Genomic DNA, 13962 nt, shown 5'->3' with positions numbered 1-13962 from the left:
GTGAGGCAGCAATGGGGTCTATATGTGGTATTTATAATTTAAATGGAAATAATATTAATCCGGAAATATCGGCTTCCATGATGAATGAATTGGGAATATATAAATCAGATTATACGGATACATGGAATGCCGGCCAGGTATTTTTGGGATGCTGCGTTCAATTCATTACCCCGGAATCGGTTTATGAAAAGCTTCCTTATCAAGATAAGGTATCTAATATTACAATTGCCGCAGATGCAATAATAGATAACAGAGCAGAACTGTTTGCCAAACTTGGCATTGGAAAATGTAATCAAGAAATAACCGATAGTTTTCTAATATTAAAAGCCTATCAAAAATGGGGCAAAGCATGTCTGGCACATCTTATGGGTGATTTCGCCTTTGCCGTATGGGACGGGAAGACCGGGGAATTATTTTGTGCCGTTGATCATACCGGAAACAGAACTTTTTATTATTACATATCTCCCAAGCAATTTGCTTTCTCCACCCTCATAAAGCCCTTATTTTCAACAGGAGAGAAGGAAAAAAAATATTCTGACCAATGGATTTGCGATTATCTTTCCCTGCCTGCGGTAATTCATCAACTGGATGCTGAACTAACCATATATAAAGATATTCTTTTACTTCCCGCCGCCCATGCCTTAACTGTGAGTAAACAGGGAATAAGCAAAGAGGTTTACTGGCAGGTGGAAAAGCAAAAAGAACTGAAGCTTAAATCAGACCAAGAGTATGCAGAAGCCTTTCGGCATGTTCTGAAACAGGCAATAAACTGCAGGATCAGGAGCATAAAACCGGTGGGAATAATGCTCAGCGGAGGACTTGATTCAACTTCCATAGCCTGTCTGGCTGCTCAGGAGCTTGGGAAAACCGGCAAATCCCTACAGGCCTTCAGTTCAATACCAATGGAGGGATACCGGAACAAGCTGTCTTCAGGTAAAATAGCTGATGAAACACCATATATCGAGGCAGTCAGGGAGTATTCCGGTAATCTTGATGTCACCTACTGCCGTTGCGACGGAAAAAATTCATTAAGTGATACGGACCGTTTTTTCTTAATATTTGAGCAGCCCTATAAAATACTGGAAAACTTATTTTGGATTGACGGAATTTTAAGCCGGGCCGGGGAAATAAACACCGGCATCATGCTGACTGGAGGTATGGGAAATACTACTATATCCTACGGGATTTTTAGACAGTGTATAATATCACTTATGCGTTCAGGTAAATGGATTCGGCTGGTAAAAGAGATCCGCTCTTATTCGGATCTGAAAAAAATTAATCCCATTAGAATTACATCAGAATTAATTAAGGCATTGCTTCCCTATGAACTACAAATAACATGGTATAAGCTGCGAAACAGCAATTGGGATGCGCCGCTTCATTTATCCCCTATTAATCCAATTTATGCTGACCGGATGGGCGGCAGAGCGAGATTTAAGAGCTATAAATATGACCCGTTTTACATAAAAAAAATGGATTCTTTTCAGTTTAGAAAAATGATGCTGTCTCCTGCTCATCTCAGTCATTTGGCAGGTATTTATACGAAAATTGCTCTTGCCCATAATTTAATAATCAGGGATCCTTCCATTGATAAAAGAGTAATAGAATTCTGTTTTAGTGTACCTGAAGAGCAGTATATCAGAAACGGCAGGGAGAGATTTTTATTGAGGCGTGCCATGGCAGGCATACTTCCGGATAAAGTAAGACTCAATTACGGGTATAGGGGACAGCAAAGTGCCGATTTTGTGCAGAGACTGCTGCCCATGGAGCAAGAAATCAGAGAAGAAATCATGAAAATCGGTCAAAATGAGCAGGAAAAAAAATATCTTGATATCGAAAGAATACACCGGACAATAAAGGCAATTGACCTGGCCGGCACTGACGCTTTTAATGATTATAACTTGCGGATGTTGTTAAGAAGTATCATTTTTTGCCGGTACCTGAAGCATATGCAGTGTTAGGCTTACGAAAACCGTTATTTTTAGATATGGAATTTAATATGGAATGTGAATTTACTATGATAGAAAATAAAGATGCCGTATACAGTGCTTTCGGAATCTGTATATCTTCCGAAATACCCTTACCGGAGCTATTGCCGGGTGCAGGTGTGCCGGATGTGCATATCATTGCCGGTAAAGTGCCTGAATACATTGATGAAGTTATTGCAGGTAATGAATATTATCAGGCCGGTAAAAATCAATTACTGCTGCATGTGAAGGGTGTGGCAAGCTATTATATAAAAAATGGGAGTCAAATTATTGTCGAACCGGTTCAAAAAGCTGAAACGTGTGCTGTTCGTTTGTATCTGCTGGGTTCGGCAATGGGAGCCTTGCTGTTGCAAAGGGGGTTGCTGCCCATTCATGGCAGCGCCATTGCGGCCGGTAAATATTGTTTTATCATTACCGGGGTTCAGGGCGCCGGCAAGTCAACCCTGGCGTCTGCTTTTAAAAATAAGGGATATTCGATCTTAACGGATGATATAGCCGCCGTAGCTTTTGATCAGGCGGGAAATCCCCTGGTTCTACCTGCTTATCCGCAGCAAAAGCTGTGGAAAGACAGCCTGGCATTGCTGGTGAATAATCCAACTTCATATCCCAATATATGGGGAAAATTTAATAAATATGCCATATCAATACAAGATAATTTTTGTGGAATTCCCCAAAAACTTACGGCAATATATGAACTGAGGAAAGAAAATTGTCCGGGTGTAAGCATGAATAGGTTTTCTGGGATGGGCAAGCTTTCCGTGATTATGAATAATATTTACAGATCCGGTTTTATCCGAGGGCTGAACTTGGCAGAGGAATCTTTTCGCCATTCCGCAGCTCTTGCGCAACAGGTGGCTGTTTCCGGAATTATCAGACCGGATGGAATGTTTACGATAGAAGAACAGATTGCCCTTTTGAAGAGGGATTTTGAGGAATGGAAGTGAAATAGATGTATAAACGCCAGAAAATTAAGCCTGAATCAATTATTGTCCAGGCAACCGGTTTCATTGCAGCCGATTTGGATGGCGAAAAGGCCATGCTGAGTGTTGAAAAAGGCAAGTACTACGGACTTAATTCCATTGGGAGCCGGATTTGGGATCTGATTGACAGGCCTGTCAGTGTTAAAGAAATAATTGCAACGCTAATTGAGGAGTATGACGTTGCTGAAAATACTTGTCATGGGGATGTATGCATTTTTTTAAATAAGATATATGATGAAGGACTTATTGCCATTGTTTAGGTTGCTGAAAAAGTGGTTTCATCTTTCTCGGGCGGATCGTTGCATGTTTCTCCATGTTTTATGCCTGACGGGTATCTTGAGGGCGTTTGTTATAATGTTGCCTTTTAAGTGGATAGCCAGGTATCTGGGAAAGCAGGGTATGAACTCGCCTGCTGAAGAAAATGTTGTGAAACTGGAGGCAGCCCAAAAAATTGGCAGAGCAGTAGAGATTGTAAGCCGCTACACTCCGTGGGAAAGCAAATGCATGGTCCAGGCGATAACAGCTAAGGTTTTAGTAAGAAAAAGGGGCATAGCAAATACAATGTATTTTGGAGTAAGGAAGAATAAAAAAAATGGATTGGTTGCCCATGCTTGGCTTAGAGTAGGACCGGCAATAATTACCGGCAACTGCAGCGTGGAGGAGTTTAAAGTCGTATCTCTTTTTGGAGATTATGGTTGTGATTATATTGTTCGGAAGGATTGTAGTGAATGATATATCGTAAGTCATCTAAAAAAATATCACCTGAACTGCTGCTTTTGCTTCATTGTGTCAACCTCAATATGGGAAAAGAAAAAAACCATATCCTGTTGCCGCAATCCGTAAATTGGGATTTATTTTTACACCTGGCTGTGTACCACAGGCTGTTTCCTCTGGCCTATAAAACATTGTGCAGTTTAAATAACCCGGCAGTTCCCGCTGAAGTCATCAATGCTTTGCAGCAGGAGTACCGGCAGAATGCTCTAAGGTCTCTCTGTATGACCGGTGAAATGGTAAGGATTATTAATAGTTTCGAGGAAAATGGAATTCAATGTCTGGTTTTAAAAGGTCATCCTCTGGCATTTAAACTATACGGGGATTTTGCTTTAAGACCATCCAAGGATATTGATATACTGGTTGAGCCACAGAAATTGGAAAAGGCCGAAAAAATACTGAAAGAAGAAGGTTATATAAATAATACATATGATTTTCCCATGACTCCACGTCAGAAAAGGTCACAAATAAACCAATTAAAGCATTACAATTATTTTAATTCTGAGCGCAATATTTGCCTGGAGATTCACTGGAAGATTCATCATATTGATTTAGGGCTGCCGGCATTATCAAACTTATGTACCAGGAAGCTGGAAATTGCGGGAAGTATGGTACCTGTTATGGCGGACGAAGAATGGCTTTGGTTTCTTATGGTGCATGGGTGTGGTCACAAGTGGTTTCGTCTGCGGTGGTTGTGTGATATTGATAGATTCATGCGGCAAAGCAATTGCCTGGATTGGGATAAAATTATTTTTATGGCAAATAAATCTGAATTTAAAGTCATTTTACACCAGACAATGATTTTACTAAAAGAACTTTTTGCACTACCCATACCTGCCGGTATGAAGCAAAGTGTGCTGCATGATGATAAAGCATGGGATTTGGCCAAAACGGTGATAAATAAATTAGTTGACCAAGAAGATAACATATCTGAACTGCAGTTTTTATATCTAAAAAATTTAATACTCATAATTAATTATAATTTAAAGCTTTACTCCGGATTTTCCAATAAGCTAGCATATATTTCTTCACTATGTAAGCCGATTGGCCAAGATTATAAACTAATTTCTCTTCCCGATAGCTTATACCCGCTATATTATTTTATCAGACCTTTTGCTTGGTTGTGGAGGCGTATAAGTATTGCAAGAGGAAATACACTGTGAAAATTTTTTTATAAAACAAAGATAGCCGTTTTAATTGTTTATGTGTTTAGGATAATGCGGGTGGCCTAAATACTTTATTACCTGCCGAGAAGCCATTCAGGATTTCGGTGCTAAGCGGTAGTGAACTACCCCCGCTTACGTTCCACTAAGAAGCGGGGGCTTCCAAAGGAACATCAACGAGCGTTTCCTGATTCATCAACCACGGCCTACTGTTACAAAGAGCAGCCCGGCAGCATATTCTGCTGTTTATTATATGTCAACCCTTGGCCGGTTTCTTTATACACACGCTGACGCTCAGATAAAGACCAGTTATAGAGTTTCCGGCAAAGTTTTAGTGTGTGAAACATTTTTTTCTGTTGCTCTTTGGTCGGACGCATTTCAAACCGGTAGACAATTTGCAAACGATTCACCTCTTTTCACCCTGGGTTTCAATGTGCTTCTTAATTACTTCAATGGGTGCACCACCTGTAGTTAGAAGACAAAAACTTTGCGACCAAAAATATTCTTTCCATAATTAGGGTGAGCCTTGAACAATATGTGTGTGTGATCTTTGTCATGGTTGTATTCAAGGAAACTAATATTATATTTTGGTGCAATATACTCACCAATTTCTTTGATACGGTTTGCTATTGTGTCGTTTATAACTTTTCTGCGGTATTTTACTACCAAAATCAGATGATATGTGAGTAAGAAGACTGAGTGGCTATTTGTATCAAGTTTTCTCAATAATAATCAGCCTTTCATTATTGCATCTGATTATATTTTGCCACATCATAGAGGCTTTGGCAAATATTTTATTAGTACACAAAACAAGGCCGCCATTCATCCCACCACCTTAGAGGTGGGGGAATTCTGGCGGGGTTTGGTTAAAGGGGTTTTTGTGCTGTCAGATTTTCCAATAATTCTTCATTAGGCGCAACCAATAAAGTCTTTTGCTTATCATATATAACATAGCCGGGTTTTGCGCCGTTAGGCTTATGCACAAATTTTCTTGCTGTATAGTCTACCGGAACCTTAGCTAAATTACGGGCTTTACTGAAATAGGCAGCCAAACTTGCCGCCTCAAGCAGTGTATTTTCGGATACCTCCTTGCCCTCTGTTCGGATAATTACGTGAGAACCAGGTATATCCTTAGTATGCAGCCAAATATCTTTCTCGGAAGCAATTTTCATGGTCAGGTAATCATTTTGCTTGTTATTCTTTCCGACCAGTATCTGTATGCCATCAGTTGAGCAAAAACTCATGGGGCGAGGTTTATTCCTGTCTTTTTTATCTTTTTTCACTTTTTTATGATTAATCCGCCGGGAAGTTTCCTTGAGCAGACCCTCTTCTACCAGTTCCAGTTTTATTTCAGCCATTTCTGCTGTTGTTACCGCCTGCGCAATAGCTGTCTCCACACTTTCCAGGTAAGCCAAGTCAGAATGCGCCTGTTTGGAAAGTTCTTCTGCCGAGAGCTTTGTGTTTTTAGATTTAAGATATTTTTTAAAATAACTCTGTGCGTTTTCTGACGGAGAAAGCCTGCTATCAAGCTTGACTACAACAGTTTCACCGGGCCGGTAAAAATTTTCTAATTCAACATCTGTATCCTTAGAAGATACGCGGTATAAATTAGCTGTTAACAATTCACCGTAAAGCTTATATATTTCGGCTTCTTCTGCATCTACTAAGTTCTGCTGATAAATATCTATTTTTTTCTGCAGGCGTTTCATTTCTTTATTCACAATCTGGTTTAAAGCTTGTTTTTGACCGTTAACCAAATCTAAACTATAAACTGCGGTATAATACTGATCAAGTATTGAGCACATAGCAGAGGTTTGTTTGGATAGACCTTCCAGATGACTGATATCAAAGGCAGCATAATCAACCGGCAAACCTGAACGGTCAAATAAAATGACAGGATAATAGACGCCTTTACGCGCATTTTCAGTTATTGCTGCTAAGGATTGCCAAAGCAGTCTTAATTCATGTTCACCACAGTGATCAAGAATTAAATCAGCGTCTAGGCCGGAACGGTATATTATCTCGCGGCAAATCAGTGGGCTTAAGCCGTCAAAAGACTTTTGCAATATGTTGGTGACTTTGGCCTCTAAAGAGCCTGCCAGCAGGTACTTCCGGAAGGAATCTTCATTTAAAAGCAGGGGGTTTTGCTTATTCTGTTCCGGGGGAGGCAGGTAAACCCTGCCAGGCAGTACCTCGCGGTAACGGCTTACATTGTGCGAATAACGTTTTATACCGTCAATTATGGTATTCCGCTCTTTATCAACCAGAATAATATTGCTGTGTTTGCCCATAATTTCGCAGATTAAATGCTTGCTGGTCATTTGACCTAATTCATCCCTGGCTTCGATATCAATAATCAAAACCCTATCCAGACCAGGTTGAGAGAACCCGCAGATACGCCCTCCTTCCAGGTGTTTTCGTAAAACCATACAGAATAAGGGGGCGTTTAAGGGATTCTCTTTCGTATGAGAGGTAGTATGTATCCTTGTTTTATAGGCGTGAGCAGAGAGCACTAAACGCTGTTTGCTTCCGGGACGGTGAATACTGAGCACTACTTCATCTTTAGAAGGCTGATAAATACGTTCAATTCTCCCGCCTGTTAATACATCCAATTCCTGCTTTACTGCAGCTAAAACTAAGCCGTCAAAAGGCATTAGTATTCCTCACCTTCTATATTAACGCTAAATTTATAATGCATATGGTGAACAGCAACTTGTTCTGATTGACCCGCATTATCATTAGATATAAAAATCCATACTTAATTATAACAAGGAATTTGTAATTTAGTCTGCGAAAAAATTAAAAAATTGAGTGACATGGAATAGTTATTGATAAAATATATATAAGCAGAATTATTTATTACTAATTGTTGCGGCTAATATCTTTATTCAAGTGCTTTATGCATCATGCTTAGAAAAATTTATCACTGTGGAGGGTGATCATGCAGCTTAAATTAAATCCTTTATGGCTATTACTAATTGTCTCGTCAGCTTTGTTTTGCCTGCTTTATTTATGGTTTACTTTGTTTCCGGGACGGGTAATTCCGGAAGCCTGGCAGTACTTCAGTACAGAACAAATTACTAACGGCAGAGACTATAACCGGACACAACAGCTGCTTTTTATAAGCGGGTTTATTTTAAAGGCATTATTTTTAGGGTGGTTTGTTTTTAGCGGTAAAGCAGTTGCTGTTTCCAAATATCTGGAGAGACTTACCGGCAGCTACCGCTGGAGCCTGCTTATATTTTTTATATTGATTTGGCTGCTGCTAAAAGTTATAAACTTGCCTTTAACGCTCTATGGAAGTTACTTTTTTCAGCACCGGTGGGGTTTTTCCACACAGAGCCTGGGTTTCTGGTGGCTAGACTATTTTAAAGGGTCGGTCCTGGATTTAATACTATCTATGGCAGGTTTTATAATATTATTTTGGAGTTTTGCTCGTTGGCCAAGAACCTGGTGGTTAGCCTGTGCAGTTCTTATTTCTTTTTGGCTGCTAATTCAAAGTTTTTTATGGCCCGTATTAATATCACCCCTCTTCAACCGCTTTGAACCGGCGACTGACCCGGCAATCATCAATATGGTACATAATATTTCCCAAAAGGCGGGTTTGGAGATAGAGCAGGTGCTGGTTATGGATGCCAGTCGAAGAACTACCAAGGCCAATGCTTATTTTACCGGCCTGGGGCATACCAAGCGTATTGTGCTATATGATAATTTATTGAATAACTATTCTCTCGATGAGGTCGAGGCAGTAATTGCGCATGAAATGGCGCACTGGAAGCAAGGACATATTGTGCAGGGACTCCTCTGGGGCATAGTGCTTACCTTTATGCTTTGGTTAGTGCTGTTTCTGCTGCTAAAACAAGCAGTACCGCTGAATACACGCTTCCCGCCTTTTGTATGGCCGTTAATTTTGCTGTATTTTTTACTGGTTTCTTTTGTCGGAAGCCCGGCAGAAAACTATATCTCAAGGAGTATGGAAAAAGAAGCTGATCAGGTTGCAGTTAAGCTCACGGAAAACGAAGCTGCGGCTATACGCCTTCAGAAAAATTTATCTGTTAAAAATACATCGGATGTATCACCCCCGGCTTTTATCAGGTGGTTTGATTATTCACACCCACCGGTCATAGAAAGGATTAATAATATAAAACAAATTAAATAAGATTAATGGTAAAATAAACTTCTTTGGCCAACATCTATCAGTTTTCATTAGCGGTTCCGGCATTATAAAATCATGAGAACCAATGAGAAGTATATACAGAAAACCCGTATCCCCTTTATTGTGATCTGCTGCTCTAAACTGAGATAGCAGGTTAGCCGGGTGATACGGGTTTCTTTTGGGGAGGAGCTGTTTTCTCTGTTGCTTGATATAAAATCAAAATTAAGTTACAGCCAGCCTTTATCCTGCCAGTATTTATATTCCCAGGCCCATTTGTCCTGGTGTTTCAACAATGCATATTTAAAATACTCAAGAAACTGCTTGTGCATATTTATTTGCTCGGGAAACTCTTGTTTGGTCTCAACAGCTTTAACCAGCGACAAACCAAGCTCTCCGGCTTCTTTCATTAATTGAGAGTCAGCAGCCAGCAACCCGTCTGTATCAATGCTGCCGGCAACCTTGCCCACACACTGCATGCCGGTGAATATAAGACTGGTTTCCAGGTATTGTGCTGTTTCGTTCTCACCGGAACTGCCGGAAGTAGCTACCACTGCGCCGTATTTGCCTAATAGCTGCTGGCAATGAATAGTTGTGCCGCCTAAACGATCCAGCCAGACTTTAAGCTGCGCGGTTACGGAAAAAATATAAACCGGGCTGCCTACTACCAGAGCGTCAGCAGCTGCAATTTTATCCATTAACGCTTGAAAATCATCATTGTGCACACATTTGCCGGATTTGTGACACTTGTCACAGGCAATACAAAAATTAAGTTTAAGATCGATTATATCAATATACTCAATTTCGGCACCTGATGCCGCTGCACTGTTTAATACTTCTTTGACCAGCTGGGCTGTACGGCTTTGGGATTTGCGGGGACTGCCGTTAATACCTATTATTTTCATATCAATACACCTGCCTTTATATTCTAAATTCTTATTTCGCCGCTGTTTGAAAAAATCCCTTTCATTATGAAATATGTATTATGATAAATTTTTGACAGCACAAGGAGGGTTTTAATTTTTAAAAATAGAATGTAAGTTGTAGAAAATTCATAAAGGGGGTTGGAATTTGAAGGTTGTAATAGTAGGCAGCAGTGCAGCCGGTATAACTGCCGCAGAAACGCTGCGGTTCCTAAATAAGCAGGTTCAAATCACGGTTATCTCCGAAGAGCCGGATACTGCTTATTCCCGCTGCCTGCTTCCTGAGGTTTTAGCCGGGTTTAAAAACCTTGCGGGTATCAGATACCGTTCTGCTGATTTCTATACTAAAAACAACATCGATTTAAGATTGAATACAAAAGTGGCCATTATTGAACCTTTAAATTATAGCTGCAAACTGGAAGACGGTGAGGTTATAAAATATGATCGCCTGCTCATTGCAACAGGTGCAGCACCGGTAAGACCTTCCGGTCTTGGGTCAGAGCTGGACGGTATTTTTACATTGCGCAGTTACCGGCAAACATTGAAAATCGGACAAGCTGCTGACACTGCCGAACAGGTTGTAGTATCAGGCGGGGGTCTGGTCAGTCTTAAAGGCGCTTACGCCTTACGCCAGCGAGGTGTTCAAAAAGTCTCGGTAGTTGTAAAAAGCCCGCATCTGTTAACCCGCCAATTAGATGAAGTAAGTGCTGCTATGATAGAAAAGGAACTAACAGGCATGGGCATTGAATTTATCTTTGGTCTCAACCAGACAGGTTTTGAAGAAAGGAAAGGAACAGGTAAAGTTGCTGCCGTTGTTTTGGAAGACGGGAGTGATCTGCCTGCCGGATTAGTACTGGTAGGCAAGGGTGTTACTCCTAATGCCGGCCTATTGAAAAATGCCGGTGGTCAGGTGAATAGAGGAATAGTAGTTAATGAGTTCATGGAGACGAGTATTGCAGGTGTTTATGCGGCTGGGGATTGTATTGAGGTTACTGACAGGCTTTCAGGACAAAGAGTTTCTTCCGCTCTCTGGACTTTAGCAGTTGAGCAGGGCCGGTGTGCAGCTTATAATATGCTGGATATAAAACGCATATATCCTAATCCTCTGACAGCTCTTAACTCGGCGCAGTTTGGCGATATACCTTTTGTTTCAGTTGGTAACGCGTTAGGCAGCGAAGAATCAGAAATTTTTACAGCTCAGACAGGATCAAGATACTGCAGGCTGGTTTTGGAAAGAGATCGGCTGGTAGGTTTTATCCTGGCCGGTTGTATAGAGCGGGCAGGTGTATATACCGCGCTGGTTAGAAAAGGTTCTCCTGTAACCAATTCACTTAAGTCAAAACTTTTAAATGGAACTGTCTGTGCTGCTGACCTTATGTTATTTTAGAAAGAAGGTGATAGAATGAAGGAAATTATGGTAAATATTGAGCGCTGCTTAAGCTGTCATTCCTGTGAACTGGCCTGTGCCGTTGCTCATTCCAGCGGGAAAACCCTGTTTAGCGCCGTCTCGGAAACTCCAAAGCCTCTAAAACGTATTTTTGTACACAGTTCAGGTACCAAAAATGTGCCTGTCAGCTGTCGTCACTGTGAGGAAGCACCCTGTATTGATGCCTGTATAGCCGGAGCCATGCATAGAACAGCAGACGGAACAGTAACCAATGAAGGAGGCAGCGGCGTTTGCACAGGTTGCTGGATGTGCGTGATGGTCTGTCCTTATGGTGTTATTCGCAGCCGGCAAACTGCCCGTGTTGCTGTCAAATGCGATAGGAATTGCTTGAACAGGGAGGGTGTACCTGCCTGTGTACAGGCATGCCCGACAGGAGCATTGCAATTTATTGAGGTGGATGAATTCAGTATTCAGAAAAGAAAGAATTTTGTAGCAGTTTTTTAGGACAGGTAAGTTTTATTCCGGTGAAAGGGGAAAGAAGAATGTCTGAGAAAAGTATAGATCAAGCAACACTTAAAATGTTGAGTAAAGCCAAAGCTGATAATGTATCTTTGGCTTGGGACCGGCTGGCTGCCCAGGAACCCCAGTGCGGTTTCGGACAATTAGGAGTCTGCTGTCGCAATTGCAATATGGGACCCTGTCGCGTTGACCCCTTCGGTGATGGCCCGTCTGAAGGAGTATGCGGTGCCACTGCGGATACAATTGTAGCCAGAAATCTGGTACGGGCTATTGCAGCTGGGGCTGCATCTCATTCAGATCACGGCAGAGGTATTGCCTCAACCCTCTATGCATCAGCTAAAGGCCATGCCCCTGATTATCCTGTGAAGGATGAAGTAAAACTAAAGGCACTGGCCAAAGAATTCGGTATAGCAGTGGAAGATAGAACATCCCAGGAAATTGCACTGGAGGTTGCCGAAACGGTACTCGATGAATTTGGTACCAGAAAAGGATCATTGCAGTTTGTTAATCGTGTGCCCTTAAAACGAAAAGAAATCTGGGACAAACTAGGTATTACACCGCGCGGTATAGATCGTGAAGTAGTTGAATGCATGCACCGCACTCATATAGGCGTGGACAACGACTACGTCAGTTTAATTTTGCAGGGCATGAGAACTGCGCTCAGCGACGGCTGGGGCGGCTCAATTGTGGCAACAGAAATATCTGACATACTGTTTGGCACTCCACAGCCAATCAAGGGTTCCTGTAATCTGGGTGTGCTGCAGGCGGATCAGGTTAATATAATTTTGCACGGGCATGAGCCTACTTTGTCCGATATTCTTGTTCACGCAGCCCGTGCCCCGGAACTTTTGGCGGCAGCTAAAGAGAAGGGTGCCAGCGGCATCAATGTTTGCGGCATGTGTTGCACAGGTAACGAAATACTCATGCGGCATGGTGTCCCTCTGGCAGGAAATTTTCTGCAGCAGGAACTGGCTATTGTGACCGGTGCGGTAGAGGCTATGGTTGTGGATATACAGTGCATCATGCCTTCACTGCCGCAGGTAGCAGCCTGTTACCACACTAAAGTTATTTCAACCTCGCCGAAAGCCAAGTTTCCCGGTGCGGAGCATATCCCCTTTGACGAGCATAATGCTATGGAAGTAGCCGAAAAGATAGTGCTGGCGGCAGTTGAAAACTTCTCCAACCGCCGTCCTGAGCGCGTGAATATTCCTTCAGACCGGATGGATTATATGGCGGGTTTCAGTGTGGAGGCTATTCTGTCAGCTTTGGGCGGCTCCCTTGACCCGTTGTTGAATGCTATAAAATCAGGAGCTATTAAAGGAATTGTGGGAGTGGTTGGCTGCAACAATCCTAAGTATAAGCATGATCAAAGCCATATCAACTTTGTCAATGAGTTAATCAAAAACAATGTTCTGGTTGTAGCTACCGGCTGTGCGGCCATAGCCTGCGGCAAGTATGGGCTGCTTTTGCCTGAAGCGGCAAAAAATGCTGGGGACGGTTTGCGTGCGGTATGTGAAGCATTAAAGATTCCTCCGGTATTGCACATGGGTTCCTGTGTGGATATCAGCAGGATTATGACTGTAGCTGCAGCTATAGCCAATGCTCTGGGTGTTGATATAAGTGATTTGCCTCTGGCCGGTGCTGCGCCTGAGTGGATGTCAGAAAAGGCTGTTTCTATCGGTACTTACGTAGTCAGTTCCGGTATTTTCACTATTTTGGGAACAGTGCCTCCGGTACTGGGAAGTAAGAACGTAGCTGAATTGCTTACTTCGGGGGCTGAGGGAGTTGTTGGTGCTGTCTTTGCTGTTGAGGAGGATCCCGTGGCTGCCGCTGACCTGGCTGTCAAGCATATTGAAAAGAAAAGGCTTGCACTGGGTTTAGAGCCTTAAAAATTATGCCAATACTGTTAGGAAATATTCTCGGTATCATGAATTATTATTGCTGAGGAACCCCAAAATCGATAATATTTACCTTTATAAACTTTTTAAGCTATAAGGAAAACGGACAGCAATATATTGCTGTCCGTTTTTGGTTTTCCACACAAATTCTTAATATATTTATTCTAGTAAGCTATAGTT

General features: G+C 41.9%; 12 protein-coding genes and 1 pseudogene. 9 read left to right on the top strand and 4 right to left on the bottom strand.

Features of this window, described 5'->3' with window-relative positions:
• Positions 1–11 precede the first annotated feature (11 nt).
• The 5 genes from DTOX_RS11455 to DTOX_RS11435 are packed head-to-tail and all read left to right on the top strand — an operon-like array spanning position 12 to position 4902.
• Entirely contained in the window at positions 12–1961 is a 1950-nt protein-coding gene (locus DTOX_RS11455) for an asparagine synthase-related protein (RefSeq protein WP_015757852.1), read from the top strand.
• A complete protein-coding gene (locus tag DTOX_RS11450) occupies positions 1931–2932 on the top strand; it encodes a phosphoenolpyruvate carboxykinase (ATP) (RefSeq protein ID WP_042315740.1) in 1002 nt (333 codons plus the stop codon). The genes DTOX_RS11455 and DTOX_RS11450 overlap by 31 nt, the downstream gene beginning before the upstream one ends.
• 5 nt (positions 2933–2937) lie before the next feature.
• Positions 2938–3228, top strand: a complete 291-nt coding sequence (locus DTOX_RS11445; protein WP_015757850.1) for a lasso peptide biosynthesis PqqD family chaperone — start codon at positions 2938–2940, stop codon at positions 3226–3228.
• Between the two features lie 43 nt (positions 3229–3271).
• Positions 3272–3700 (top strand): lasso peptide biosynthesis B2 protein, encoded by a 429-nt coding sequence (locus DTOX_RS11440; protein ID WP_242652420.1) that lies wholly within the window; start codon positions 3272–3274, stop codon positions 3698–3700.
• Entirely contained in the window at positions 3697–4902 is a 1206-nt protein-coding gene (locus DTOX_RS11435; protein WP_015757848.1) for a nucleotidyltransferase domain-containing protein, read from the top strand. The genes DTOX_RS11440 and DTOX_RS11435 overlap by 4 nt, the downstream gene beginning before the upstream one ends.
• Before the next feature lie 212 nt (positions 4903–5114).
• On the opposite strand, the gene DTOX_RS11430 is transcribed toward DTOX_RS11435, so the two are convergent.
• The 3 genes and pseudogenes from DTOX_RS11430 to DTOX_RS11420 all read right to left on the bottom strand — a co-directional run bounded on the left by DTOX_RS11430 (position 5115) and on the right by DTOX_RS11420 (position 7556).
• Positions 5115–5312: a helix-turn-helix domain-containing protein gene (locus tag DTOX_RS11430; RefSeq protein WP_242652419.1), complete on the bottom strand. Its 198-nt coding sequence runs from the start codon at positions 5310–5312 to the stop codon at positions 5115–5117.
• Positions 5309–5628 (bottom strand): annotated as a pseudogene (tnpA, locus tag DTOX_RS11425) (IS200/IS605 family transposase). Before tnpA ends, DTOX_RS11430 begins: the two are co-directional and overlap by 4 nt.
• Before the next feature lie 140 nt (positions 5629–5768).
• Entirely contained in the window at positions 5769–7556 is a 1788-nt protein-coding gene (locus DTOX_RS11420) for an Rqc2 family fibronectin-binding protein (RefSeq protein ID WP_015757846.1), read from the bottom strand.
• Positions 7557–7843: 287 nt separating this feature from the next.
• On the opposite strand from DTOX_RS11420, the gene DTOX_RS11415 reads away from it, so the two are divergent.
• Positions 7844–9061: a M48 family metallopeptidase gene (locus tag DTOX_RS11415; protein WP_015757845.1), complete on the top strand. Its 1218-nt coding sequence runs from the start codon at positions 7844–7846 to the stop codon at positions 9059–9061.
• Between the two features lie 224 nt (positions 9062–9285).
• Here DTOX_RS11415 and DTOX_RS11410 read toward each other — a convergent pair whose 3' ends face one another.
• Positions 9286–9960: a flavodoxin family protein gene (locus DTOX_RS11410; protein WP_015757844.1), complete on the bottom strand. Its 675-nt coding sequence runs from the start codon at positions 9958–9960 to the stop codon at positions 9286–9288.
• A 166-nt stretch (positions 9961–10126) separates the two neighbouring features.
• Here DTOX_RS11410 and DTOX_RS11405 point away from each other — a divergent pair, with 166 nt between their 5' ends.
• Genes DTOX_RS11405 through cooS form a run of 3 tightly spaced genes read left to right on the top strand, consistent with a single transcriptional unit; the run spans position 10127 to position 13773 of the window.
• A complete protein-coding gene (locus tag DTOX_RS11405) occupies positions 10127–11365 on the top strand; it encodes an NAD(P)/FAD-dependent oxidoreductase (RefSeq protein WP_015757843.1) in 1239 nt (412 codons plus the stop codon).
• Between the two features lie 15 nt (positions 11366–11380).
• A complete protein-coding gene (locus DTOX_RS11400; RefSeq protein WP_015757842.1) occupies positions 11381–11869 on the top strand; it encodes a 4Fe-4S dicluster domain-containing protein in 489 nt (162 codons plus the stop codon).
• Positions 11870–11907: 38 nt separating this feature from the next.
• Positions 11908–13773, top strand: coding sequence for an anaerobic carbon-monoxide dehydrogenase catalytic subunit (gene cooS, locus DTOX_RS11395; protein WP_015757841.1), 1866 nt, complete (start codon positions 11908–11910; stop codon positions 13771–13773).
• Positions 13774–13962: the final 189 nt, after the last annotated feature.

It is taken from the genome of Desulfofarcimen acetoxidans DSM 771, from assembly GCF_000024205.1.
Lineage (GTDB): Bacteria > Bacillota > Desulfotomaculia > Desulfotomaculales > Desulfofarciminaceae > Desulfofarcimen > Desulfofarcimen acetoxidans.
The sequence above is the reverse complement of the archived record's forward strand: the minus strand, read 5'-3'. Positions and strand labels throughout refer to the sequence as shown.

Coding starts and splice junctions, on each gene's coding strand:
- DTOX_RS11455 (WP_015757852.1), top strand. CDS start 12: ATGGGGTCTATATGTGGTATTTATAATTTAAATGGAAATAATATTAAT.
- DTOX_RS11445 (WP_015757850.1), top strand. CDS start 2,938: ATGTATAAACGCCAGAAAATTAAGCCTGAATCAATTATTGTCCAGGCA.
- DTOX_RS11440 (WP_242652420.1), top strand. CDS start 3,272: ATGTTTCTCCATGTTTTATGCCTGACGGGTATCTTGAGGGCGTTTGTT.
- DTOX_RS11435 (WP_015757848.1), top strand. CDS start 3,697: ATGATATATCGTAAGTCATCTAAAAAAATATCACCTGAACTGCTGCTT.
- DTOX_RS11420 (WP_015757846.1), bottom strand. CDS start 7,556: ATGCCTTTTGACGGCTTAGTTTTAGCTGCAGTAAAGCAGGAATTGGAT.
- DTOX_RS11415 (WP_015757845.1), top strand. CDS start 7,844: ATGCAGCTTAAATTAAATCCTTTATGGCTATTACTAATTGTCTCGTCA.
- DTOX_RS11410 (WP_015757844.1), bottom strand. CDS start 9,960: ATGAAAATAATAGGTATTAACGGCAGTCCCCGCAAATCCCAAAGCCGT.
- DTOX_RS11400 (WP_015757842.1), top strand. CDS start 11,381: ATGAAGGAAATTATGGTAAATATTGAGCGCTGCTTAAGCTGTCATTCC.
- cooS (WP_015757841.1), top strand. CDS start 11,908: ATGTCTGAGAAAAGTATAGATCAAGCAACACTTAAAATGTTGAGTAAA.